This is a genomic window from Chryseobacterium geocarposphaerae (assembly GCF_002797535.1).
Taxonomy (GTDB): Bacteria; Bacteroidota; Bacteroidia; order Flavobacteriales; family Weeksellaceae; genus Chryseobacterium; species Chryseobacterium geocarposphaerae.
This window is the reverse complement of the sequence record NZ_PGFD01000001.1, coordinates 327,839-353,050: the sequence shown is the minus strand read 5'-3', so window position 1 is coordinate 353,050 and position 25,212 is coordinate 327,839. Positions and strand designations below refer to the sequence as shown.

The 25,212-nt window shown below is 35.9% G+C and carries 20 protein-coding genes and 1 pseudogene; 12 read left to right on the top strand and 9 right to left on the bottom strand.

The window, feature by feature from the left end; translation table 11 throughout:
• Positions 1 to 34 precede the first annotated feature (34 nt).
• Positions 35 to 925, bottom strand: coding sequence for an aspartate carbamoyltransferase catalytic subunit (locus CLV73_RS01565; protein ID WP_100375149.1), 891 nt, complete (start codon positions 923 to 925; stop codon positions 35 to 37).
• Between the two features lie 243 nt (positions 926 to 1,168).
• Between CLV73_RS01565 and CLV73_RS01560 the strand changes: the two genes are divergently transcribed.
• Positions 1,169 to 1,630, top strand: a complete 462-nt coding sequence (locus CLV73_RS01560; RefSeq protein ID WP_039365735.1) for an Lrp/AsnC family transcriptional regulator — start codon at positions 1,169 to 1,171, stop codon at positions 1,628 to 1,630.
• Between the two features lie 114 nt (positions 1,631 to 1,744).
• On the opposite strand, the gene argH is transcribed toward CLV73_RS01560, so the two are convergent.
• From argH to CLV73_RS01520, 8 genes are all read right to left on the bottom strand, one after another.
• Positions 1,745 to 3,049 carry an argininosuccinate lyase gene (argH, locus tag CLV73_RS01555; RefSeq protein WP_100375148.1) on the bottom strand — a complete coding sequence of 435 codons (1,305 nt, stop codon included), beginning with the start codon at positions 3,047 to 3,049 and terminating at the stop codon, positions 1,745 to 1,747.
• 606 nt (positions 3,050 to 3,655) lie between these two features.
• A complete protein-coding gene (locus tag CLV73_RS01550; RefSeq protein WP_100375147.1) occupies positions 3,656 to 4,738 on the bottom strand; it encodes a M20 family metallo-hydrolase in 1,083 nt (360 codons plus the stop codon).
• A complete protein-coding gene (argB, locus tag CLV73_RS01545; protein WP_100375146.1) occupies positions 4,713 to 5,507 on the bottom strand; it encodes an acetylglutamate kinase in 795 nt (264 codons plus the stop codon). The genes CLV73_RS01550 and argB overlap by 26 nt, the downstream gene beginning before the upstream one ends.
• Before the next feature lie 7 nt (positions 5,508 to 5,514).
• Positions 5,515 to 6,474 (bottom strand): N-acetylornithine carbamoyltransferase, encoded by a 960-nt coding sequence (locus tag CLV73_RS01540; protein ID WP_100375145.1) that lies wholly within the window; start codon positions 6,472 to 6,474, stop codon positions 5,515 to 5,517.
• A 137-nt stretch (positions 6,475 to 6,611) separates the two neighbouring features.
• Entirely contained in the window at positions 6,612 to 7,751 is a 1,140-nt protein-coding gene (locus CLV73_RS01535; RefSeq protein WP_100375144.1) for an aspartate aminotransferase family protein, read from the bottom strand.
• A 272-nt stretch (positions 7,752 to 8,023) separates the two neighbouring features.
• A complete protein-coding gene (argC, locus tag CLV73_RS01530; protein WP_100375143.1) occupies positions 8,024 to 8,986 on the bottom strand; it encodes an N-acetyl-gamma-glutamyl-phosphate reductase in 963 nt (320 codons plus the stop codon).
• Positions 8,983 to 10,179, bottom strand: coding sequence for an argininosuccinate synthase (argG, locus tag CLV73_RS01525; RefSeq protein WP_100375142.1), 1,197 nt, complete (start codon positions 10,177 to 10,179; stop codon positions 8,983 to 8,985). The genes argC and argG overlap by 4 nt, the downstream gene beginning before the upstream one ends.
• Positions 10,151 to 10,750, bottom strand: a complete 600-nt coding sequence (locus tag CLV73_RS01520; protein WP_228424143.1) for a GNAT family N-acetyltransferase — start codon at positions 10,748 to 10,750, stop codon at positions 10,151 to 10,153. Before CLV73_RS01520 ends, argG begins: the two co-directional genes overlap by 29 nt.
• A gap of 160 nt (positions 10,751 to 10,910) precedes the next feature.
• Here CLV73_RS01520 and CLV73_RS01515 point away from each other — a divergent pair, with 160 nt between their 5' ends.
• From CLV73_RS01515 to CLV73_RS01465, 11 genes and pseudogenes are all read left to right on the top strand, one after another.
• Positions 10,911 to 11,327 (top strand): IS1/IS1595 family N-terminal zinc-binding domain-containing protein, encoded by a 417-nt coding sequence (locus tag CLV73_RS01515; protein WP_100375141.1) that lies wholly within the window; start codon positions 10,911 to 10,913, stop codon positions 11,325 to 11,327.
• Between the two features lie 193 nt (positions 11,328 to 11,520).
• Positions 11,521 to 12,900: a porin gene (locus CLV73_RS01510; RefSeq protein ID WP_100375140.1), complete on the top strand. Its 1,380-nt coding sequence runs from the start codon at positions 11,521 to 11,523 to the stop codon at positions 12,898 to 12,900.
• Positions 12,901 to 13,134: 234 nt separating this feature from the next.
• Positions 13,135 to 14,715: an MFS transporter gene (locus CLV73_RS01505; RefSeq protein ID WP_100375139.1), complete on the top strand. Its 1,581-nt coding sequence runs from the start codon at positions 13,135 to 13,137 to the stop codon at positions 14,713 to 14,715.
• A gap of 43 nt (positions 14,716 to 14,758) precedes the next feature.
• Positions 14,759 to 14,986 (top strand): DUF6814 family protein, encoded by a 228-nt coding sequence (locus CLV73_RS01500; protein ID WP_100375138.1) that lies wholly within the window; start codon positions 14,759 to 14,761, stop codon positions 14,984 to 14,986.
• 59 nt (positions 14,987 to 15,045) lie between these two features.
• The gene (locus CLV73_RS01495; protein WP_100375137.1) at positions 15,046 to 15,240 is read left to right on the top strand and encodes a hypothetical protein; all 195 of its coding nucleotides are present in this window, start codon (positions 15,046 to 15,048) and stop codon (positions 15,238 to 15,240) included.
• The gene (locus CLV73_RS01490) at positions 15,233 to 17,929 is read left to right on the top strand and encodes an ATP-binding protein (RefSeq protein ID WP_169925749.1); all 2,697 of its coding nucleotides are present in this window, start codon (positions 15,233 to 15,235) and stop codon (positions 17,927 to 17,929) included. The genes CLV73_RS01495 and CLV73_RS01490 overlap by 8 nt, the downstream gene beginning before the upstream one ends.
• 9 nt (positions 17,930 to 17,938) lie before the next feature.
• On the top strand, positions 17,939 to 18,301 hold the full coding sequence (locus CLV73_RS01485; protein ID WP_100375135.1) for a response regulator transcription factor: 363 nt from the start codon (positions 17,939 to 17,941) through the stop codon (positions 18,299 to 18,301).
• 145 nt (positions 18,302 to 18,446) lie between these two features.
• A complete protein-coding gene (locus tag CLV73_RS01480; protein WP_100375134.1) occupies positions 18,447 to 20,345 on the top strand; it encodes an AMP-binding protein in 1,899 nt (632 codons plus the stop codon).
• A 30-nt stretch (positions 20,346 to 20,375) separates the two neighbouring features.
• Positions 20,376 to 22,304: pseudogene (acs, locus tag CLV73_RS01475) on the top strand (acetate--CoA ligase); the annotation flags it as partial.
• 210 nt (positions 22,305 to 22,514) lie between these two features.
• Complete coding sequence (locus CLV73_RS01470; RefSeq protein ID WP_100375132.1) at positions 22,515 to 22,880, top strand: hypothetical protein; 366 nt, start codon at positions 22,515 to 22,517, stop codon at positions 22,878 to 22,880.
• Positions 22,881 to 22,996: 116 nt separating this feature from the next.
• Entirely contained in the window at positions 22,997 to 25,201 is a 2,205-nt protein-coding gene (locus tag CLV73_RS01465) for a RelA/SpoT family protein (protein WP_100375131.1), read from the top strand.
• The last annotated feature ends 11 nt before the right edge of the window (positions 25,202 to 25,212 follow it).

The following is a 25,212-nucleotide window of genomic DNA, read 5'->3' as shown; positions in this document are numbered from 1 at the left end:
AATTTGAGTGCACTTTTATCTTTTTACTTGGCTCTTATTTAAAAGTATACCCTTCTTTCTCCAAGGCTTCTTTTAAAATCGCCATTCTTGCGAAAACCCCGTTCTGCATTTGCTTGAATACTCTTGAACGTTCGCATTCCACTAAGTCTGTATCAATTTCTACTCCTCTGTTAATCGGAGCCGGATGCATGATGATGGCTTCTTTTTTCATGGCTTTCTCCCTTTCTTTCGTCAAACCATATTTTCTATGGTATTCCGAAGCGGAGAAACTCATTTTAGCATCATGTCTTTCGTGCTGAATTCTTAACAGCATTAACACATCGACCTCAGCAATTAACTCATCAACACTTAAGTATGTCCCGTTGATTAAAGCTCCTTCATCAAACCATTGTTCAGGCCCCGAGAAGTACACTTTTGCGCCCAATCTTCTCAAAGCTTCTGCATTTGAATTGGCAACCCGGCTGTGTTTTACATCTCCTACAATTCCAACTTTCAGACCTTCAAACTTTCCGAATTCCTGATAGATGGTCATTAAATCCAGCATACACTGAGAAGGGTGGTTTCCTGTTCCGTCTCCTCCGTTGATTACAGGAATTTTTATATTTTTTAATTCATCAAAATATCTGTCTTTTTTATCTCTGATTACAACCAGATTTACTCCCAGACTTTCGATTGTTTTTACCGTATCATAAAGGCTTTCCCCTTTGTTTACAGAACTGTGAGAAGCATCAAAAGGAACAACCTGTAATCCTAATTTTCTTTCGGCTATATCAAAACTTGTTTTTGTTCTGGTGCTGTCTTCAAAGAAAAGATTTGAGCAAAAAACCTCTCCTTCTATTTTAGCCGTTTTACCATTGGCAAAAGCCAATGCATCTGTGACTATACTATTGATTCTCTCGGTGCTTAGTTCTGTAATTGTAAACATACTCTCTTAATTTTTTCACAAAAAAAAAGCGAAGAAAATATCTTCGCTTACTATAAATAAATATCGTAAAGGACGTTATCGCCCGGTAATTCTAATGATATAAATACTGTCTTATTCATTAGGTGCAAAGATACAACAATTTTACAAACTAACAAAACTAAAATCTGATTTAGATTAAAAAATAGTAATCTCTCGTTATTTTCATTTTTAAATATTATTTTTGTTAGAACTCAACTTTATGATATGGATTTAAAAGACAGAATGATTCTCAGCATAATTCAGGAAGACTCCACTTTATCCGTGAAAGAAATTTCGGAAAAGATAGGTCTTACCTTTACTCCAACGTATGAAAGAATCAAACAGCTGGAGAAAAACGGAATTATTGAAAAATATGTAGGTCTTTTGAATCGTGAAAAACTGGGCTTGAATATTGTTGTATATTGCAATGTTCGTCTCAAAGAGCAATCTCAGAAAGTTTTAGAAACATTTGAGAAAAACATTGGCAAGCACGATGAAGTTCAGGAGATCATCAGTCTTTCCGGTGAATACGATTATATGTTAAAAATCATTGCAAAAGATATCAATTCTTATAATGAATTCGCCGTCAATGTAATTTCAAATATTCCTAATATCGGGCAGTACCATAGTTCTATTGTGCTTCATGAGGTGAAAAAATCTACTAAGTTTAAGATTGATTTGGATTAAAATGAATTTAACCATTAAGCTTTATTAAGAAGTTTAGGGCATTGAGTTTTTCGCAACAATGCTAAATTTCCTCAATTAATAACCCCTTAATAAAGCTTAATGGTTCAAAATAAATCAACCCAATAATTTATTTTTCAGTTTATTAAACTGATACTCTATTTTATCTAAACACAAATTTCCGATACTTCCCTGATGAGTGTGGTTCAGATTTCCAATTTCAAAATCAAACTCATTATTTTCAATCTCCTGGCCTACTTTTACATACGCATCACGGAATGAACTTCCATTCTTAACTTCTTCATTTATTTTCTCTACGCTGAAAAGATATTTATACTTTTCATCCTCCAAAATCCCGTCTTTTACCTGGATATTTGGTAAGGTATAATTCAAAATTTCCAGACATTCTTTTAATGAATCAATTGCCGGGAAAAGAATTTCTTTCGTTAACTGCATATCTCTGTGATATCCTGAAGGAAGATTATTCGTCAACAAAATAAACTCATTCGGCAGTGACTGAATTCTGTTGCAACGCGCACGAACCAATTCGAAAATATCAGGATTTTTCTTGTGGGGCATAATGCTGCTTCCCGTTGTGAATTCTTTAGGGAAACTGATAAAATCAAAATTCTGATTTAAATATAGACAAACGTCATAAGCAAATTTTCCTAATGTTCCCGCTAATGTTGCCATTGCCATCGATAACATTTTCTCAGATTTCCCGCGCATCATCTGTGCATAAACCGAATTATAATTCATAGACTGAAAACCTAAATTATAAGTCGTGCTTTCACGATCAATTGGGAAAGACGAGCCATAACCTGCCGCTGAACCTAATGGATTTTTATTAATGATATTTTTTACCGAAAACAACATCTCAACATCATCCAACAATGCTTCTGCATACGCTCCAAACCATAATCCAAATGAGGATGGCATCGCAATCTGTAAATGGGTATATCCCGGAAGCAAAACATTTTTATGCTGTTCTGCCAGTTTGATTAATATCTGAAAGAATTCATCTGTTAATGCTGTAATTTCACGGATTTCATCTAATAAATACAATTTTATATCCAATAAAACCTGATCATTACGGGATCTTGCCGTATGAATTTTTTTTCCAGTGTCTCCTAATTTTTCAATTAAAATAGATTCCACCTGAGAATGAATATCTTCCGCATTTTTATCAATCTCAAAATTTCCATTTTCGATATCTTCTAAAATCGCTGCCAAAACAGACAGCATCTGCTTCGATTCTTCATTGGAAATAATCCCAACTTCTGCTAACATTGTACAGTGCGCCATCGAACCTTTGACATCGTATTTTGCCAAACGCTCATCAAAGTCAAGATCCTTCCCGACCGTAAATGTATTCACTAATATATTGGTGGCATTATCGTCTTTCTGCCATATTTTTTTCATATTTTTTTTCTTTAAAATTTAATCTGTTTTGACAACTCAGCAGAACCCATTTCTAATTCCATAACTTTAAACATTTCCACATTTTTAAAGCCTTTCATTTTTAATATAACTTTTTGCATAAATCTTTATTAAAAATATTCAAACTTCATTGCCTGCTGAGTAAAGTCAAAACAGTAAAAAACTAACTAAAACTAAATGTTTGGAAAGGAATTCCGAAGCAGTATGCTAAAAATTTATTACCACTACTTCCCTTCCTTTATTTATTATTGTACTCAACTTTGTCATTCCGACGAAGGAGGAATCTATTGAATGATCGAAAGAGATTCTTCAATCCACTTCGTTCCTTTCAGAATGACAAAAAACTGTTTTTTTGTATACTTTTTCTTTTGTCTTGAAACAAAAGAAACAAAAGTTCAAGACTTGGAAACTTCCGCTAAAAATTAATTCTATTCTCTAAAAATTCTAAAACTCTCGCGAATTCAATGTTTGTTTTCGATTTGTCTCGCGCTTCGAACAGTAGAATTTTCTTAACGTTCATAGAATTAATTTTCTTAACGCTCCATTTTCCTAGGTCATTTACATGCATCCATCATCTCCACTTCAAGCCTATAACATTTTCTCTAAAATCTTAATATAAATTTCAATTCCCTCCGCAATTTCTTCGATGAAAATAAATTCATCTGCTGTGTGAGAGCGCCTGCTGTCACCTGGACCAAGCTTCACAGATGTACAAGGTATAATGGCCTGATCCGATGAAGTGGGTGAGCCGTACGTTGTCCTTCCGATTTCCAGACCTGCCTGTACGAACGGATGTTCCATTTCTATTTTTGAAGAATTTAATCTGAAAGATCTCGCTGTCAACGTTGATTTCATCTGCGACTGGATGATTTCAAATGCCTCTTTATTAGAATATTCATCCGTAACCCTTACATCTAAAGTAAAAGTGCACGATTCCGGAACCACATTATGCTGAACTCCGGCGTGAATCCCTGACAGCGTTACCTTTACCTCACCCAAATAATCCGAAACTTTTGGAAATTTGAAGCCCAGAATATGCTGCAAATCTTCCATACATTTCACAATCGAATTATCGTTGTTCGGATGAGCGGCGTGAGAAGGAGTACCTTTCATTTCCCCATCTATCACCAAAAGTCCTTTCTCCGCAATCGCCAGATTCATCTGCGTTGGTTCTCCTACAATGGCGAGCTCCACATTCGGAAGCTGCGGAAATAAAGCTTCGATCCCGTCAAACCCTGAAATCTCCTCCTCGGCCGTCAAAGCAATAACTAAATTATATCTTAAATCTTCTTTTTCGAAAAAATGCAAAAAAACCTGCGCCATCGAAACCAAAGAAGCTCCCGCATCATTACTTCCCAGTCCGAATAATTTCCCGTCTTTTTCTATGGGTACAAAAGGATCCAACGTATACGCTTTATTCGGTTTCACCGTATCATGATGCGTATTCAGCAAAATCGACGGCTTGAAAACATCAAAATTTTTGTTCACCGCCCAGATGTTATTTTTAAAACGTTTGGTAGGAATCTGATGTTTTTTGAAAAAATTTTCAATTTCCACCGACGTATTAAATTCATCTTTGCTGAATGACGGAATTTCAATCAGTTTTTTCAACAATTCTACTGCGTTATTCAGTAATTCTTCTTTACTATAAACAGATTTCAGTTCCTGCATGATGGTTTTCTATATGTTTTTTTAGTTCGGTCTCTTTAATTAAGAATACCTTATTTACATTATTTTTTACTGCTCCAAGAGCATTTTCCAATTTTGGAAGAATTCCTTTGTGAAGTTTTCCTTCGTCTTTTAAGGTAGAAAATTCTTCTTCAGAAATATTTTTAATAACGGATTCCGGATTGTCTACATCTTCCAAAACACCTTCTTTATCAAAACAATACAATAATTCTACATCATATTTCACTGATAAAGCCTGTGCGATTACCGAAGCAATCGTATCTGCATTCGTATTGAAGAGATGCCCTTTTTTATCATGGGTAATCGCTGAAAACACAGGGACCAATTCCAGTTTTAACAACTTTGAGATCAGCTTTCTGTTCACACTTTTTTCTGTAATATCACCCACAAACCCGAAATCAATTTCTTCGTGTTCCCGTTTTTTAGCTTTAATTAAATTTGCATCAGCACCCGAAAAACCTATGGCTTTACACTTCTTTTGCTGAAGTTTTGCGACAATATTTTTATTAATACCTCCTGCATACACCATCGCTACAATATCCAGGGTATCTTTATCTGTTATTCTCCGTCCGTTTACCAATTTTTGTTCAATTCCCAGCTTATCCGCTAAAGTAGTTGCCAATTTTCCACCGCCATGAACCAAAATTTTCTTTTCCGGAATTTCAGCAAACTGTTCTAAAAATTGTTCTAATAATTCCTCATCATCAATTAAAGCACCTCCTATTTTTATAACGAAAAGCTTTTCCTGCATGATTTAATTATTTTGAATTAATTTCATCTAAAATTTCTGAAAAAACTGCCTGAGCCGAGAAAATCCGGTTTTTGGCCTGCTGATAAATGATCGAATTTTCACCATCCATCACCTCATCACTCAATTCCACATTTCGACGAACCGGAAGGCAGTGCATTACCTTTGCCTGATTGGTGTTTTCTAATTTTTCGTTCGTTAACATCCAGTTTTCTTTCACTTCCGGCATTGCTGCATACTCATCAAAAGACGACCAATTTTTAACATAAATAAAATCTGCATCTTTCAACGCTTCATCCTGATCATGAATTACTTTGACATCTTTAGTAAAGTTTTTATCTAAATCATAACCTTCAGGATTTGTAATGACGAAATCTACATCCATCTCCTGCATCCATTCCGCAAAAGAATTTCCCACCGCATGAGCGATTGGTTTGATGTGAGGAGCCCAGGTTAGAACCACTTTCGGTTTGCGTTCTTCTTTCCAATTTTCTGTAATTGTGATGCAATCTGCCAAACTTTGCAAAGGGTGACATGTTGCTGATTCCAATGAAATAACCGGAACTTTTGCGTGTTGCTCGAACTGGCTTAAAATACTTTCATTCACATCGTCTTCTTTACTTTTCATACCTGCAAAACAACGAACGGCAATAATATCGCAATATTGATTTAATACTTCAATCGCATCTTTGATATGCTCAACCGTATCGCCGTTCATTACCGCCCCATCTGCAAATTCTAAGTTCCAGGCTTCCTGAGCCGCGTTTAATGTTAAAACATTTAAGCCTAAATTTTGAGCCGCAATCTGACTGCTTAAACGGGTTCTCAAACTTGAATTTAAAAAGACAAGTCCTATGGTTTTTCCTTTTCCTTTCCCGGTTTCCGAAAGAGGATTTTCTTTAATTTGTAACGCTTTTTTTATAATTTCCTGTAAGTTTTCAACATCACTTACAGAGGTGAATTTTTTCATTTTTGAATTGATTTTAAAGATTTTTTTTCTTACATATTATTGTCATTCTGACGAAGGAAGAATCTATTGTACTACGATGGAGATTCTTCACTACACTTCGTTTCGTTCAGAATGACATAATGCAAAATTTTCACATTCTAAATATTCTCCAATACTTCTTTCAAAGAATTTATGAACAAATCAGTTTCTTCTTTTTTAATGGTAAGCGCCGGAAGAATCCTCAACACCGCCTTATCATTAGAATTTCCTGTGAAAATATGATGGTGGTACAGCAGACTATTCCTCACTTCCGAGCAATCCCTGTCGAGTTCGATCCCAATCATCAAGCCTTTCCTTCGGATCGTTTTAATATGTGGAAAATCTTTAATTTCATTTTCAATATAAGCGCCCATTTTCTGAGCATTTTCGATGAGATTTTCATCTTTCATCACGTCTAATACTGCAATTGCCGCAACACAAGCCAAGTGATTTCCACCGAAAGTTGTTCCCAACAAACCATTGCTTGCCTGAAATTTCGGGTGAATCAAAACGCCACCGATAGGGAAACCATTTCCCATTCCTTTAGCTGTTGTGATGATATCGGCTTCAATTCCAAATTCCTGATGAGCAAAGAAATAACCACTTCTTCCGTATCCTGACTGAACTTCATCCAAAATCAAGACAACATCATGTTTTTCGCATAATTCTTTGATTTTAGTTAAAAATTCAACCGTTGGAATCATAATTCCGCCAACTCCCTGGATTCCTTCGATAATAACGGATGAAATTTCACCTCCTTGTTTTTCGAAAACTTCTTCAAGCTGTTCGATATTATTCCATTCAGACTTAATGAATCTTTCATCATAATTTACCGGAGCTACAATTTTGGGATTATCCGTCACCGAAACTGCCGCTGAAGTTCTTCCATGGAATGAACCTGAAAAATACAGCACCTTATTTTTTCCGTTGTGAAAAGAAGCCAGTTTTAAAGCATTTTCGTTGGCTTCAGCGCCTGAATTGCACAGAAACAGATTATAATCTTCCAAACCTGACAATTTTCCTAATTTTTCAGCCAGTTCAGTTTGTAATTCATTCTGAACCGAGTTTGAATAGAAAGAAATTTTATCTAATTGCTCTTTTAACTGATTTTGATAATGCGGATGGTTGTGTCCGATAGAAATCACCGCATGACCTCCGTAAAAATCAAGATATTTTTCACCTTTATCGTCCCAAAGGAATGATCCCTGAGCTTTTATAGGATTGATGTTGAATAATGGATATACGTTGAATAAATTCATATTTTATTTTTTATCAATTTCTTTTGCCTTGAAGCAAAAGAAACAAAAGTTCAAGACTTGGAAACTTCCGCTAAAAAATATTTTTGTTCTCTAAAAATTCTAAAACTTGTGCGAAATCGACATTTGTTCTTCGGTTCTACATTTGTGTCGCACTTCGAACAGTAGAATTTTCTTAACGTTCACAAAACTATTTTTCTTAACGCTCCATTTTCCTAAGTCATTTTTTGATTGGAGTTGTAAAAATTCACGATTGACCTATTAACTATTCACGTTTAAAACGCCATTGGTTTCAAATTTAATCCTGAATTTTCTTCCCAGCCCATCGCAATATTCATATTTTGAACGGCTTGGCCGGAAGCTCCTTTCAACAAATTGTCAATCGCTGAGTGAATGACCGCAACATTCCCACTTTTTTCAATCTGTATCACACAGCGATTAGTGTTGACAACCTGCTTTAGATCAATTGCTTTTTCGCTTACCTTTACAAAAGGCTCATCTGCATAAAAATCCTTAAACAATTGCTCAATATCTGAAAGTTCTAAATCTGTTTTCACCGTGGAACTCGTAAAAATTCCTCTCGCAAAATCTCCCCTCCATGGAACAAAATTCAAACTGATTTCATTCGTATTAAAAGAAACTAGCTGCTGTAAAATCTCATCCACATGCTGATGTGTCAAGGTTTTATATGCTGAAATATTATCATTCCTCCAGGTAAAATGGGTTGTTGCCTGCAAAGACTGACCAGCACCTGTTGAACCTGTAATGCCTGTTGTGTACACCTCATTCAACAAACCTTTTTGAGCCAAAGGAAGCAAGGCAAGCTGAATAGCTGTTGCAAAACATCCCGGATTGGCAATGCTTTTCGCCCCTGAAAGTTGTTTTTTGTTGATTTCAGGTAATCCGTAGATAAAATTTCTGTTTCCGAAATTACCGTCCAAACGAAAATCGTTTCCTAAATCAATAACCAACGTTGAATCTTTTACAGGATTTTGAGTCAGCCAATTCTGGCTTTCTTTGTGAGGAAGACATAAAAATAAAATGTCTACTTCTTCAGGCTTATCCGTTAAAACCATTTCACAAACTGTCGCTAAATCCGGGTACAAATCTGAAATCTTTGTTCCCGAATTTGAACGACTATATAAAAAACGCAATGATACATTGGGATGAAAAGCCAGCAGACGAACCAGTTCACTTCCTGTATAACCGTTGGCGCCTACAATTCCTACTGTTTTCATATCTTCACTCCGTTAATTTGGTGATATATATTTAAGGAATTGCTTACAATTTTTGTGTAACCTTTTACATCTTCACCCGTCCAAGCTCTGTTCGCTTCTCCGTAACTTCCAAATTTATCGGACATTAGATCCTGTTCAGATTCAATTCCGTTTAAAATAAATCTATATGGATGAAGCGTTACAAAAACTTTTCCGCTGACCGTTTTTTGAGAATCAATAAGGAAAGACTCAATATTTCTCATCACAGGATCCAAGAAAAGTGCTTCATGAAGCCAGTTTCCGTACCAATCGGATAATTGGGACTTCATCATCTGCTGATATTTTGAAAGCGTATGTTTTTCCAATAAATGGTGCGCTTTGATAATCACAGATGCTGCAGCCGCTTCAAAACCAACTCTTCCTTTAATCCCTACAATCGTATCTCCAACGTGAATATCACGGCCTATTCCGTAAGCCGAAGCCAATTCTTCAATCTTTTGGATTGCATACACCGAATGTTCAAAATTTTCGCCATTCACTGCTACAACTTCACCATTTTTAAACTCAATTTCCAGTTCAGAAGGCTGAGTTTCTTTAATTTGAGAAGGAAAAGCTTCTTCAGGTAAGTAATTTCTTGAAGTCAACGTTTCTTTTCCACCCACTGAAGTTCCCCAAAGTCCTTTATTCACAGAATATTGCGCTTTTTGGAATTCCATTTCGTAACCATGATTTTTTAAAAACTCAATTTCCTCTTCACGGGACAAAACCTTATCACGAATCGGCGTAATAATCTCAACATTCGGACACATTACCTGGAAAATCAAATCAAAACGAACCTGATCATTTCCTGCTCCTGTACTCCCGTGAGCGATAGCATCAGCTCCGACTTCAATCGCTAATTTTGCAATTTTCTGTGCCTGAATCGTACGTTCTGCACTTACAGACAACGGATAGGTATTGTTTTTCAAAACATTTCCAAAAATCAAATACTTTACGCAAGAATTATAATAATCTTCCTGAGCATCCACGCACCTGTATTCTTTTACCCCAAGATTTAAGGCTTTTTTCTCCAGTTCTTTCTCTTCTTCTTTAGAAAAACCTCCGGTATTTACAGTAACTGCATACACATCATATCCCAGTGTCTCACTAAGATATTTAGCACAGTAAGAGGTATCCAAACCTCCGCTAAACGCTAAGATGACTTTCTTGTTCATTGCTATATTTAATTTCCGGCTGCGTATGGGCAGCTCCATTTTTTGTTATATTTTCAGGAACGAAAAGCATGGCCGTACACAGGCAGTTTTTACGTTCTTTTTTCATTAAAATTTCATAGTTCACACAGTTTTTACAGCCGTTCCAGAACTCTTCATCCTGAGTCAGCTCAGAATAAATTACCGGTTTGTAGCCTAAATCACTGTTGATTTTCATCACGGCAAGACCTGTCGTAAGCCCAAATACTTTCGCATTCGGATATTTGTCTCTAGATAATTGGAAAACTTTATTCTTGATTAAAGTTGCAGCACCCCTTTCCCTGAATTTAGGAGAAACAATTAACCCGGAGTTAGCCACGAACTGACCATGCGACCAGGTTTCTATATAGCAGAAACCTACCCACTCTCCGTTTTCAGTAGCCACCACAGCATTGCCTTCTGAAATCTTCTTAATTAAATATTCTATGGAACGTTTTGCAATACCCGTCCCTCTACGCTGTGCAGAATCGTACATTTCCTGCTGTATTTCACTCACATACATCAGATGTATGGATGAGGAAATTTCTATTTCCATTTATTTATCTAAATTTTTTGGCAAATTTAAAATATATTTTCTTTTAAAACCAAATAAAAAAGATAATTTTATTGAATTAATTTAATATACAGGTAATTTTATCTTTACGTTGAATTAATATTTTGCTAAATTATTATATATTTGCTAAAAAGATATAGTTATGGAAAATCAATGTCCTAAATGTAACGGTACTAAGGTTGTAAAAAGCGGAATCGTGAATGAGAAGCAACGCTTCCTTTGTAAAGATTGCAATTACTATTTTACCGTAAAAAAATTAGGAAAACAAATTGATGATTACTATGTAACAAAAGCTTTACAACTCTATCTTGAAGGGTTAAGTTTTCGTGAAATCGAAAGAATTATCGGCGTTTCACACGTAACAATCAGCTCATGGATCAAGAAGTATAATATTACAAGACCTCCTCATTCAGAATTTCATCCGGTGTATAAAATTCTAAAGCAAAATGAACTGATTGACTATATGAGCAAAGAAGAAAACATTAAAAATTCAGGCTTAATTATTACTCAGTTTGCTGATAAATACATGTTGATCAAATGGGAACGGTTTAAAAAATAGTTTTCATAGTGAATTGTCAATAAGTTAATTGTGAATCTGAAAAATGATATTATATAACTATAAACTTTAAACTAAAACATAGAAGATTAAACATTAACTATATTATTACCAATAATATATATTAAATTTCTTCAAACAGATTATTAATTACAATTTGGCTTTCATAAAAAACAACGCCAAAAATTGATAATTTATGAAGAAATTACTCACTTTTATTGGATTGTCTTTAATCAGCAATTCTTTATATTCTCAAGGTTCGCCTGATTATGGAAATGGACTGAAAGTTAACTTAAACCAACAAGGCGATAAGTATGTCAGATTTATTTTGTGGGACCAATTTTGGTTAAGAAACACCCAAATGAACCCCGGAAGTATGGTTGGCGGAGAACCTACCGATAATTCCTGGAGCCTGGGAAACAGACGATTACGTGCTTTAGCATATGCCCAAATTTCCAAAAGATATATGATTTTAGCACATTTTGGAATTAATAATCAGACATTTATCAACGGAGGTGGTTCGGGAACTTCAGGAACGGGAAGCTATGGAAACGGAAAAAAGCCACAGATGTTTTTTCATGATGCCTGGAACGAATATGCAGTTATTTTACCGGGTGAAGCGGGCAAATTCAGTTTATCCTTAGGAGCAGGATTGCATTATTACATGGGACTTTCCCGAATGACTATGGCTTCAACATTGAATTTCCTGACAGTTGACTCCCCTATTTTCACATGGCCTTTAATCGATAACTCCGATCAGTTCGCCAGACAACTGGGAATGTTCGCAAAAGGAAAATATGGAAAATTAGAATATCGCTTTAGTTTAAATAAGCCTTTCGCAACAGATTTAACACCAACAAATGTTACAGATCCTTCAAAAGCAGTAGCGGTTGATAACAATGGAAATCCGAATTTCTCAAAAGCCGGATATGTTGAATATCAGTTTCTGGATGAAGAATCCAATCTACTCCCTTTCAAAGTAGGTTCTTATTTGGGAACAAAAAAGGTTTTCAATGTAGGTGCAGGTTTCTATCATCAAAAAGACGGAACACGAACTTCCGTGAATTCAAACATTGAAAAACATGACATTACCCTTGTGGCAGTTGATGCTTTTACAGATATTCCTTTAGGAAATGCGAAAAATAAAATGGCGGTTTCAGCATATGCAGGGTATTATAACTATCAATTTGGCCCGAATTATATCAGAAATTTAGGAATCATGAATATTGCTTCTGCAGATCCAAATTTTATTGGCGATAAAGCAATTGCAGGACCGGGAAATCTACAACCTACGATCGGAACAGGTAATATTATCTATGCACAGGCAGGTTTACTTTTGCCAAGTCAGGCCGAAAAACCGAAAATCAGAATACAGCCTTTTGCGGCGTATACACACAAAAATTTTGAAGCTTTTGATAAGTCTTCTTCACAATTTGATGTCGGAGCCAACTGGTTTATAGATGGTCATCATGCAAAAATTACTACACAATATTCGACAAGGCCAATGTATACAAGCCCGACGGAAAGCCCGAAGTCTAAAGGAGAATTTATTGTGCAATTCCAGATTTACCTATAAAACCATTAAATTTTAACCACAAAAGATACAAAAGACATCCTTCCGTTTAGAAAAACAAAGTTCACAAGAGGATAAAAATCAAAGATTTTTTAAACTAATGTGTTCTGATTTGAAGTCTAGCAGTAAGCTTAAAATAAATAATGTATTAATCTTTTGATTCTTTTGTGGTTAAATAAAAAATAAACTTTAAGAAAACTCAATATCAATTTAAACTAACATCAAAATTTAAGCAATATGAGCGAACATCATCACGACGCCTATGAAAATATGACCGACAAGCAGAAAAACCGCACCATCTGGAGCGTGATCACTGCCTCATCACTCGGCACATTGATAGAATGGTATGACTTCTACATTTTCGGGAGTCTGGCCGTAGTTTTAGCAACGAAATTTTTCCCGGCGGATAATCCAACCGCGGCATTTTTATCTACGCTTGCGACTTTCGCAGCAGGATTTGTGGTAAGACCTTTCGGAGCCTTGTTCTTCGGAAGATTAGGAGATCTTATCGGAAGAAAATATACCTTTTTGGTAACTTTATTAATTATGGGATTCTCAACATTCCTGATCGGATGTATTCCGAGCTATGAAACCATCGGATTTTTAGCACCGGTTTTGGTTTTAATCTTAAGATTATTGCAAGGTTTAGCTCTCGGAGGTGAATATGGCGGTGCAGCGACTTACGTTGCAGAATACGCACAACCGCACCGAAGAGGATACTGGACTTCCTGGATTCAAACCACAGCAACAGCCGGGCTTTTCATTTCATTAATTGTTATTTTAGTAACAAAAACCACTCTTTCTGCAGAAGAATTTGATGGTTGGGGATGGCGAGTTCCTTTCTGGATTTCCATTTTAATGGTTGGAGTTTCCTATATTATCAGAAGAAACATGAAAGAATCTCCGCTTTTTGCCAAGGCTAAAAGTGAAGGTAAAACTTCAAAAAACCCTTTAAAAGAAAGTTTCGGACATAAATTAAACTTCAAATTTGTCTTACTGGCATTATTCGGAGCCGCGATGGGACAAGGGGTAATCTGGTACACCGGGCAATTCTACGCCATGAGTTTCCTTCAAAAGGTAATGAATGTAGAATCTGCACAAGTTGATTCATTAATGGCAACCGCTTTATTTTTAGGAACGCCTTTTTTTGTTTTCTTCGGATGGCTTTCGGATAAAATTGGTCGAAAAGCGGTAATGATGACAGGAATGCTAATCGCTATTATGGCCTACAGACCAATCTATGATTCCATGTTTAAAAGTGTAAATCTTGAAAGTAAAACCATCGCAGCCAACGGAATTACAGAAAAAAGAACAGCAAAAATCCATGATAAAATTGCAACAGACAGCTTAGTCAGTTTTCATAAAGAAACGCTCTATACAGACGGAACTTTAATTAAAAAGGACAGCGTTGTACACTGGTCACCGAGTGGACCTGTCATTAAAGACGGAAAGGCAGAAGAACCAAAAGTTTCCCAAAGCATCAAATTAGCCGATAATACAAAATGGTATCTGGTATTTTTAGTATTCATTCAGGTGATTTTTGTAACGATGGTTTATGGTCCTATTGCGGCATTCCTAGTTGAAATGTTCCCAGTAAGAATCCGCTATACATCAATGTCTCTGCCGTATCATATTGGAAACGGAGTGTTTGGAGGGTTGCTTCCGGCAGTTGCAACTTACTTAGTCACGACAGGAAAAGAAGCAGGACATGCAACATGGTATCTGGAAGGACTTTGGTATCCTATCGGAGTTGCCGGAGTTTGTTTATTAATCGGATTATTTTATCTTAAAAATAAGAACAATAATATTCACGATTAGGCACTGAATCACTCAAATTTTTATTAATTTTAAAACAACGAAAATGAACGGACTCAAAAAAATATTAGGCATACTTTGGATAGCCATCGCTTTGGTAGTGGGATATTTCGGAATTACAGTGTTGGGAATTCCAAAAATCACCTCGGGGAAACAGGAAGATCTGGTTTTCGGAATCATCATTCTATTCGTTTTGATGCCGATAATTTCAGGCGGAATGGCGATTTTCGGCTATTACTCTTTAACCGGAGAATATTCTGACGACAAAGTTTAAACAATAAGTTAGTGATAATTGGCGGATAGAATCTGTCCGTCAATTATTTTTTATAGATCATGAAAAAAAGACACGAACAAAAGCTAATCATCCTGAGCATAGGACTTCTGATCGCATTTAGCATTCCTGTTTCATTGTTGTTCAACAGTGAAAGGGAGGCTTTTGGTTATCCAATGATCTTGATTTACATTTTCGTTGTCTGGATGGTTTCCATCATTATTTCTTTTGTAATCGTAAAAAAATATGATGAGTAGTTTCGCGTTATTTACGGTGGTTTTGTTTTACCTGGCCCTTTTGTTCTTAGTCGCTTATTTGGCGGAGAAGAAGAAGAGTAAGCTCTGGATCAACAATCCTTACATTTACGCGCTTTCTCTGGCCGTGTACTGCACAGCCTGGACGTATTATGGAAGTATTGGTGTTGCTGCAACCAGCGGACTCAATTACCTTCCTATTTACATCGGGCCTATCATTATTATTCCGGCATGGATTTACATTAATACCAGAATTGTACGAATTTCAAGAGTGAATAAAATCAGCAGTTTAGCAGACTTTATTTCATTAAGATATGGGAACAGCAGAAGTTTCAGTGCCATCATTACCATTGTTTGTCTTCTGGCCATTGTTCCTTATATTGGCTTGCAGATCAAAGCCATTTCAGAAACTTTTCATTTGGTAACAGAAACACCGATGTCTAGTGATATTTTAACCGATAACGCTACTTTTGTTGTTGTTTTAATCGCTTTATTTTCTTCCTATTATGGGACAAGATATGTTGATGCTTCCGAAAAACGCTTAGGAATCATTTCTGCGATTGCCTTAGAAAGCTTTCTAAAACTGTTCTTCATTATTATTTTAGGATTATTCGTTATTTATTTTGTATTTGACGGATTTTCAGACATCTATCAGAAAGCAAGCCAGTTCGAAGATTTTAAAGCAAAAAACACTTTCAACGGAGTTGAAGATGCGATGAACTGGATGGTATTATGTATGATTTCAGGAACCGCAATCTGTATTCTTCCGAGACAGTTCCACACCGCAATTGTTGAGAACCGACAGGAAAAACACATCAAAACAGCAATCTGGTTTTTCCCGCTTTATTTATTGATTTTTACTGTTTTTATCTTCCCGATTGCTTGGGGCGGAAGATTAATTTTTGACGGGCAAAAAGTAAACCCGGAATTCTACTCTATTTTAATACCTCAACATTTTAATAATACCCTAATTACTGTTTTGGTTTTCCTTGGAGGATTAAGCTCCTGCATCTCGATGATTATTATTTCGGCCATTACTTTATCCATCATGCTTTCCAACAATTTAATTATTCCTTACGGATTATTAGGAAAGCTTAAATCCGAAAATGAAGTTCAGAATACCAAACTCATTACCAACATCAGGAAATTCAGCATTTTCGCACTGATTATCATGGCCTTTGCTTTTTATAAATATTTTATTTTAAAAACTTCGCTGGATTCGGTTGGATTGATTTCATTTGTTGTGATTGCACAACTGGCTCCTGCATTTTTCGGTGCTATCTTCTGGCGAAGAGGAAGCTATAAAGGTGCAGTGATTGGGTTATTAGCAGGCTTGGCCATTTGCTATTTCGGATTGATCATTCCACAATATTATTTCTCTTATAACCAGGAGTTCAAAGGAGCTTTAAGAGATATGTATGATGCTTTTGATTTCTTTAAAATTTCTTTTTTAAGCAGGATTCCGCAGATTTTCTTTTGGTCAATTTTGGTCAATACCGGTTTATTTGCCATTCTTTCTGTGAGCAGTAAAGGTAACTATCGTGAGCGGAATTTTGCTGAATTGTATGTTGATATTGACAAATATATCCAAAACCATGAAAACGCATTCATTTGGCGAGGAACGGCTTATGTCTCGGACATTAAAAGCATTCTGGAAAGATTTTTAGGTAAAAACAAAACCGAACAGGCATTAAGAATCTTTAATTTAAAGTACAATATCGATTCTCAGGCAGAAACTGCCGATTCAAGGTTTATTAAATTTTCGGAAAACCTTTTAGCAGGACGGATCGGAACGGCTTCTGCGAAAATTTTGATTGAAGGCGTAACGAAAGAAGATAAAATATCTTTAAAGGAAGTCCTTAATATTTTAGAGGAATCCAAAGAAAATATTACCCTCAATAAAAAGCTTACAGAACAGTCCGAAGAACTTCAAAAACTGTCCGACGATTTAAGAAGAGCCAATGAAAGTTTAATCATCAAAGATCACCAGAAAGACGATTTTCTCGATTCTGTTGCCCATGAATTAAGAACACCAATCACTGCAATTCGTTCAGCGGGAGAAATTTTGGCTGATGATGACGATATTCCTTTAGAAATCAAAAAAGAGTTTTTGAATAACATCATCACAGAATCGGACAGGCTGAGCGAAATCATTAACGACATCCTGTATCTGGATAAACTCCAACATGGTGAAATTGTTTTAAATATTCAAAAAAATAACATTATTGAAAGCTATAAAAAAGCTTTAAACCCGCTTCTTCACTTAATTCAGCAGAAAAACATCCATTTAAGCGAAGTAAATCTTCTCAACAATTTTTTGTTTGAATACGACGAAGCCAGAATGATTCAATTATTTCAGAATATTTTAGGAAATGCCCTAAAATTCACCGATGAACAAGGGACTATACAAACCAAACTGTCTGAAAAGAACAACCAATTAATCGTTAAGATTTTCAATACCGGAAAACATATTCCGGAAGAAGATCTGGAAATGATTTTCGATAAATTTTACCAGTCGAAAAATCAGAATATTTTAAAACCGACAGGAAGTGGACTCGGGCTAGCCATTTCTAAAAAAATAGTTCAGGCTCAAGGCGGAACGATAAAAGCAGAAAACAGCGGACTGGGCGTAACTTTTACGATTTCTCTTCCCGAAAAAATAAAGAATAAAAATGAAGTTGAACATAGTTAAACACACAACATGAAAAAGATAATTATTGCAGATGATGAACACAAAATATTAATGTCATTGGAATACAGTTTCAAGAAAAACGGTTATGATGTTTTCATCGCAAGAGACGGAACCGAAGTACTGGAATTTTTAAAAACGATGGTCCCTGATGTAATTCTACTGGATATAATGATGCCCAACCTTGATGGGTACAGTACATTGGAGCTCATCAAACAAGACAAAAAATTAAAAGATACAAAAGTCATTTTCCTGAGTGCAAAAAACAATCCGAAAGATATTGAGAGAGGACTGGAAATGGGAGCCGATGCGTATGTCACAAAACCTTATTCAATCAAAAAACTGATACAGCAGATTGAAGAAATGTTTGAGTAGACCTGGAATGACAAAGAAAATAAAAGACTGAAAAATATGTCCTAAATGTCATTCTGAACGAAATGAGAGAGAAGAATCTATATCAAATTAATAGATTTCTCCTTCGTCGAATGACAGAACGTTAAAAAATAAACGCAAAATTGATATGGATGCAGATACGCTATTTCAAAGAAGCATAGAAGATAAAGAGAATTTCTGGAAAGAACAGGCTCAGAAAATCGACTGGTTTGAATTTCCTACGCAGATTCTTTCTAAAGATGAAACACATTACACTCAGTGGTTTTCAGACGGAAAGCTGAATATGTGTTATTTGTGTATTGACAAGCATATTGAAGACGGTTTCGGCGAACAAACCGCCATTGTTTATGATTCTCCTGTCACCAATCAGAAGAAAACATATACTTTCAATCAGGCAAAAGAAGAAATTTCAAAACTGTCGGGAGGTTTGGTTTCTTTAGGCTTACAAAAAGGCGATACAGCTGTTATTTACATGCCGATGATTCCGCAGACTTTATTTGCGATGTTGGCCTGTGCAAGAATCGGGGTGATTCACAATGTCGTTTTTGGAGGTTTTGCACCGCATGAATTGGTCGTGAGAATTGATGATTGTAAACCAAAAGCCCTTATTACTGCAACCGCGGGAGTTGAAATCGCAAAGAGAATTCCTTATTTGCCGTTGGTAGAAAAAGCAATAGAACTGGCTCAGGATAAAGTTGAAAACATTATCGTTTACAATAGAAAATTAGCAGAAAATCAACATGAAATGTTTGAAGGGCTGATTGATTATGAAGAACTTGTTCAAAAATCAGAACCTGCAGATTGTGTTTCAATAGAATCCACCCACCCACTTTATTTACTGTATACCTCTGGAACAACAGGAAAACCAAAAGGAATCACACGAGATACAGGTGGTTATGCAACGGCTTTAAAATTTTCCATGCAATATATTTACGGCGTTGAACCGGGAGAAACCTATTGGGCAGCTTCCGATTTTGGCTGGGCGGTTGGGCACAGTTTTTCGGTTTACGGTCCGTTGATTAACAGAAATACCACGATAATTTTTGAAGGAAAACCTATTATGACACCAGATGCGGGAACTTTTTGGAGAATTATTTCGGAATATAAAGTTTCGGTGATGTTTACGGCTCCTACAGCAATTCGTGCTATAAAAAAAGAAGATCCGAATGGTGAACTGGTAAAAAAATACGATTTAAGTCATTTCAAAAAGCAGTTTCTGGCAGGTGAAAGATGCGATGTTGCCACGTTAGACTGGTTTGCAGAACATATCGGAGTTCCTGCGATTGACCATTGGTGGCAGACGGAATCCGGCTGGCCGATGTTGGGCTTAATGACTTTTGACAAAAATTATAAAATCAAAAGAGCTTCCGCAGGAAAACCAATTCCGGGATATGATATTAAAATTTTTGACGAAAACGGTTACGAACTTGATGCGCATCATGAAGGTTATTTGGTCATCAAACTTCCGCTTCCTCCAGGAGCTTTACTGGGAATCTGGAATGATAAAGACCGTTTTCAAAAAAGTTATTTATCACAGTACAACGGTTATTATTTTTCAGGAGATGGTGCCATAAAAGATGAAGACGGATATATTTTCATCACAGGAAGGGTTGATGATGTTATTAATGTTGCCGGACATCGGCTTTCCACTTCGGAAATGGAGGAAATTGTTTCGTCGCATCCTGATGTTGCAGAATGTGCCGTTGTCGGAATTGATGATGAACTGAAAGGACAAATCCCTTTTGCTTCGATTGTTTTAAAAAATGGCTCGCAAATCTCCGAAGAAGAGGTAGAAAAAAACATTGTAAAAACAGTTCGTGAAAAAATAGGAGCAGTTGCCTGTCTTAAAAATGTGATGACCGTAAAACGTTTACCGAAAACACGATCCGGAAAAATTTTAAGAAAATTAATACGAACCCTATTAGATGGAAAAGAATTCCAGATTCCATCAACGATTGATGACGAAAAAATCATTGAAGAAATTCAGGAAAAAATCACAGAATATAAGGCTAAAATAAGAAATTAAGCATACATTTAATATAAACAAAATTCAAATTTCAAAAACGAAAGGAATATGAGAAATTACCTGATTGAAGATTTACCACATTATTTTGAAGAATATAAAAAGTCTATCAAAAATCCTAAAAAATTCTGGGATAATATAGCTGACCAAAACTTTGTGTGGTATCAGAGATGGAGCAAGGTCGTAAAATATGATATGAATGAGGCCAAAATCACGTGGTTCAAAAATGCTAAATTAAATATTACGAAAAACTGTCTGGATAGACATTTGTCGGTAAGAGGCGATAAAACAGCAATTATCTGGGAACCCAATGATCCTAAAGAGGAAGCACAACACATTTCTTATAATGAATTATACACGAGGGTCAACAAAACCGCCAATGTTTTGAAGGAAATGGGTATTGAAAAAGGTGACAGAGTCTGTATCTATCTTCCGATGATCCCTGAACTGGCCATAACCATGTTGGCTTGTGCTAAATTAGGTGCTGTTCACTCGGTAATTTTCGCAGGATTTTCAGCATCTGCAGTTTCTTCAAGAGTAAATGACTGTGGCGCAAAAATGGTAATCACTTCAGACGGAAGCTACAGAGGAAGTAAAGTTTTAGATTTAAAAAGTATCGTTGATGAAGCTTTAGAAAAAAGTCCTAGTGTTGAAAAAGTTTTGGTGGTAAAGAGAACCAATAACGAAATCAAAATGAAAGAGCACAGAGATTTCTGGATGGAAGATCTGTATGAAACAGCTTCAGCAGATTTCGTAACCATTATTATGGATGCAGAAGATCCGTTATTCATTCTGTACACTTCAGGGTCTACTGGAAAGCCTAAAGGAATGCTTCATACTTGTGCTGGATATATGGTTTATACCGCTTATACTTTTAAAAATGTTTTTAATTATAAAGAAAATGACATCTATTGGTGTACTGCCGATATCGGATGGATTACGGGACACTCGTATATTCTTTACGGACCACTTTTAAACGGTGCAACAACGGTTATTTTTGAAGGAGTTCCGACTTATCCTGAGCCAGACAGATTCTGGGAAGTTATTGACAAACATAAAGTCACTCAGTTCTACACTGCTCCAACTGCTATTCGTTCATTAGCAAAAGAAAGTACAGAATGGGTGGATAAACATGATCTTAGCTCTTTAAAGGTAATAGGGTCTGTGGGTGAACCTATTAATGATGAAGCTTGGCATTGGTTTAATGATCACGTCGGAAAGAAAAAATGCCCAATTGTTGATACTTGGTGGCAAACTGAAACAGGAGGAATTATGATCTCACCACTTCCTTTTGTGACTCCAACAAAACCAACCTATGCCACCCTGCCTTTACCAGGAGTTCAACCCGTTCTAATGGATGATAAACGCAATGAAATTTCAGGAAACCAGGTAACGGGAAACCTTTGTATCCGTTTTCCATGGCCGGGAATTGCAAGAACCATCTGGGGAGACCATCAACGATATAAAGAAACATATTTCTCAGCTTTCCCCGGAAAATATTTTACAGGTGATGGTGCATTAAGAGATGAAGTTGGCTATTACAGAATTACAGGTCGTGTAGATGATGTAATTATTGTTTCCGGACATAATTTAGGAACCGCCCCGATTGAAGACAGCATCAATGAACACCCGGCTGTAGCGGAATCTGCAATTGTAGGTTATCCTCATGATATTAAAGGAAATGCTTTATACGGATTTGTTATTTTAAAAGACACAGGAGCTGACAGAAAGCAGGAAAATCTGGTTAAAGAGATCAATCAGTTAATTTCAGACCAGATCGGACCTATTGCCAAGCTTGATAAAATCCAGTTTGTTTCCGGGCTTCCAAAAACCCGTTCAGGAAAAATCATGCGTAGAATTCTGAGAAAAATTGCAGAAGGTGATTTCAGTAATTTCGGAGATATCAGCACTTTATTGAATCCTGAAATTGTAGAGGAAATTAAAAACGAACGAATTAACTAAACTATATGAACTGAGAAATCAGGGGAACGGGCTTTACGGCCCGTTTTTTATTTGCAAATTTGAAAATTTAAACAACCGTTCAATAGAAGAAAACTACACATTCAATCAATTAACATAGATAAACATATAAAATGTTAAAAATTATTAAAAATAATTTAATTTATACCAAAAATAATACTACCTTTAAGTACAATTTAAAACATATTGCTTATGTCAAATATATTAGCTGGATTATTTGAACATCACAGCGATTACAAAAAGCTTGAAACCGATTTAGAAAACTCAGGTTTCCCAAGTTCTGATTATATAGTATACCTGAATGATTCACCTCATCATTCTCAGTATCTTGTAAGTGTAGCCGTAAAAGATACTAGCCAAGCAAATATGGCAAAAGATATTTTCACCCAAAACGCCGTTCATAAAACCTATCTATTTGAAGATATGAGTATTGATCAGGCTGATTACACTCATTTAAAAGGATATATAGACGCAAGAAATAAGGCTGAAATCCATACCAGTCCTGAAGTAAGAATAAAAGGATCAAGCAGCGGCATAGATTCCGAAGTAAAATTCTGATAAAATACAAATTCTGATAATTCTAATAACCAGGAATCCGTAGATTATTCTGCGGATTTTCTTATTTGAAAAGTTCTTTATTTTTCGTATATTCGTCTTATAACATAGGCATTCACATGAGTTACGACTTAGAGCAAGAAAATAAAGAGATCCTTGCAAGATATAAAGATTTAATTTCCAATACATATAGAACATTGGATGAGGAAAACAACAAACTCATCCGAAAAGCATTTGATATTGCATTAGATGCCCACAAAGAGCAAAGAAGGAAAACCGGAGAGCCTTATATTTACCATCCTATTGCTGTTGCTAAAATTGTGGCTACAGAAATTGGTTTGGGAGCCACTTCTATTGCCTGTGCTCTTTTACACGACGTTATTGAAGACTCTGATTATACCTATGAAGATCTGAAGAAAATTTTTGGTGAAAAAATAGCCAATATCGTAAATGGACTCACCAAGATTTCCATCATGAATCATCAGAATATTTCGGTGCAGTCTGAGAATTACAGAAAATTACTCTTAACGCTTTCCGAAGACTTCAGGGTTATTCTCATTAAAATTGCAGATCGTCTTCACAATATGCGTACGCTGGAAAGTATGGCTCCGGATAAGCAGAAAAAGATTGCTTCCGAAACGGTTTATATTTATGCTCCTATGGCTCACCGTTTAGGACTGTATAACATCAAATCTGAGCTTGAAGATCTTTCTTTAAAATACAACAATCCTGATATTTACAATGAGATTGCGGAAAAATTGGAATTAGCCAAAGAAAGCCGTGAAAAGTATATTGAAGAGTTTAAAAAAGAAGTTTCTGAAAAACTGCATGAAGAAGGACTCAATTTCAAAATTAAAGGCCGTGCAAAAGCAATTTCTTCTATTTACAGAAAAATGCTGAAACAAGGCGTTTCGTTTGAAGAGGTTTTCGACAATTATGCGATTAGGATTATCTACAAATCGGATGCGAAGAATGAAAAATTTCTTGCCTGGAAAATATATTCTATCGTAACGGATGTTTATCACAGTAATCCTTCAAGAATGCGCGACTGGATTACGCAACCGCGTTCGACAGGGTATGAAAGCTTACATTTAACAGTTCTTGGCCCTGATAAAAAATGGATTGAAGTTCAGATCCGCTCCGAAAGAATGGACGAAATTGCCGAAAAAGGAGTTGCAGCCCATTATAAATACAAAGAGGGCTACAAACAAAGCTCTGAAGACCGTAACTTTGAAAATTGGGTAACAGAGATCCGGGAAGTATTGGAACAACAACAAAATCTTTCTACATCTGAACTACTGGACAACATAAAGCTTAATCTATACTCAAAAGAGGTTTTTGTATTTACGCCTAAAGGTGAGATTAAAATTTTACCAACCAATGCTACCGCGCTCGATTTTGCTTTTGCAGTGCACTCGGATTTAGGAATGAAATGCTTAGGTGCCAAAATAAACGGAAAGCTGGTTCCTATCTCTTATATTCTCCAAAACGGGGATCAGGTGGATATTCTTTCTTCACAAAATCAAAAGCCTAAATCTGACTGGCTTGAATTTGTAGTGACTTCCAAAGCAAAGTCGAAGATTAAAAGCTATTTGAACTCTCAAAAAAATCAGCTGGTAGAAGAAGGAAAAGAAATTCTTCAAAGAAAGCTTCGCCATGCTAAAATCAATTTCAATGATGAGGAAATTAATAAGCTCCAAAAATTCTTCAATCTTAAGAGCTCCCAGGAACTATTTCTTAAATTCCAGAATAATGAACTGGATGCAAGCAGCCTGAGAAAATATATTGAAAGTAAAAACGTTTTCAACAACTTACTTTCCAGGTTCAGAAAATCGCCTTCAAAAAATGTTCATTATGAAGAGCCTAAAGAGCAGAATCTGGATATGATCGTCTTTGGAAAAGATGAAGAAAAACTGAACTATAGTTATGCAAAATGCTGTACGGTAATTCCCGGAGACAAAATTTTTGGATTTATTACTATTTCTGACGGTATTAAAGTACACAGCGATAACTGTCCCAATGCTATCAATCTTCGGGCTCAGTACGATTACCGTGTAATTCCTGCCAAATGGGTGAATGCGGAAAGCTTTAAAAACAGAATAAAAATTGAAATTGAAGGCTTGGACAGAATGGGAATGATTAATGATATAACTGCTGTCATAAGCGGAGCAATGGGAATGGATATGAAAAGTATGTCTATTGAATCCAATGACGGAGTTTTCAACGGTACCATTAATCTTGAAGTGAAGAACAGAAGCCAGCTGGAAGAAACCTTTAAAAAACTTAAAGCAATCAATGGTGTTTCAAGGATAAGAAGAATATAATCGGGATTGAT

Excerpts from the sequence above, each read along its gene's own strand:
- argB (WP_100375146.1), bottom strand. The coding sequence starts at position 5,507 with ATGCAGGAAAAGCTTTTCGTTATAAAAATAGGAGGTGCTTTAATTGAT.
- CLV73_RS01520 (WP_228424143.1), bottom strand. The coding sequence starts at position 10,750 with ATGGAAATAGAAATTTCCTCATCCATACATCTGATGTATGTGAGTGAA.
- CLV73_RS01510 (WP_100375140.1), top strand. The coding sequence starts at position 11,521 with ATGAAGAAATTACTCACTTTTATTGGATTGTCTTTAATCAGCAATTCT.
- CLV73_RS01490 (WP_169925749.1), top strand. The coding sequence starts at position 15,233 with ATGAGTAGTTTCGCGTTATTTACGGTGGTTTTGTTTTACCTGGCCCTT.
- CLV73_RS01480 (WP_100375134.1), top strand. The coding sequence starts at position 18,447 with ATGGATGCAGATACGCTATTTCAAAGAAGCATAGAAGATAAAGAGAAT.
- argH (WP_100375148.1), bottom strand. The coding sequence starts at position 3,049 with ATGAAAAAAATATGGCAGAAAGACGATAATGCCACCAATATATTAGTG.
- CLV73_RS01515 (WP_100375141.1), top strand. The coding sequence starts at position 10,911 with ATGGAAAATCAATGTCCTAAATGTAACGGTACTAAGGTTGTAAAAAGC.
- CLV73_RS01470 (WP_100375132.1), top strand. The coding sequence starts at position 22,515 with ATGTCAAATATATTAGCTGGATTATTTGAACATCACAGCGATTACAAA.
- CLV73_RS01550 (WP_100375147.1), bottom strand. The coding sequence starts at position 4,738 with ATGCAGGAACTGAAATCTGTTTATAGTAAAGAAGAATTACTGAATAAC.
- CLV73_RS01540 (WP_100375145.1), bottom strand. The coding sequence starts at position 6,474 with ATGAAAAAATTCACCTCTGTAAGTGATGTTGAAAACTTACAGGAAATT.
- argC (WP_100375143.1), bottom strand. The coding sequence starts at position 8,986 with ATGAAAACAGTAGGAATTGTAGGCGCCAACGGTTATACAGGAAGTGAA.
- CLV73_RS01485 (WP_100375135.1), top strand. The coding sequence starts at position 17,939 with ATGAAAAAGATAATTATTGCAGATGATGAACACAAAATATTAATGTCA.
- CLV73_RS01565 (WP_100375149.1), bottom strand. The coding sequence starts at position 925 with ATGTTTACAATTACAGAACTAAGCACCGAGAGAATCAATAGTATAGTC.
- CLV73_RS01560 (WP_039365735.1), top strand. The coding sequence starts at position 1,169 with ATGGATTTAAAAGACAGAATGATTCTCAGCATAATTCAGGAAGACTCC.
- CLV73_RS01465 (WP_100375131.1), top strand. The coding sequence starts at position 22,997 with ATGAGTTACGACTTAGAGCAAGAAAATAAAGAGATCCTTGCAAGATAT.
- CLV73_RS01535 (WP_100375144.1), bottom strand. The coding sequence starts at position 7,751 with ATGAATTTATTCAACGTATATCCATTATTCAACATCAATCCTATAAAA.
- CLV73_RS01495 (WP_100375137.1), top strand. The coding sequence starts at position 15,046 with ATGAAAAAAAGACACGAACAAAAGCTAATCATCCTGAGCATAGGACTT.
- CLV73_RS01505 (WP_100375139.1), top strand. The coding sequence starts at position 13,135 with ATGAGCGAACATCATCACGACGCCTATGAAAATATGACCGACAAGCAG.
- CLV73_RS01500 (WP_100375138.1), top strand. The coding sequence starts at position 14,759 with ATGAACGGACTCAAAAAAATATTAGGCATACTTTGGATAGCCATCGCT.
- argG (WP_100375142.1), bottom strand. The coding sequence starts at position 10,179 with ATGAACAAGAAAGTCATCTTAGCGTTTAGCGGAGGTTTGGATACCTCT.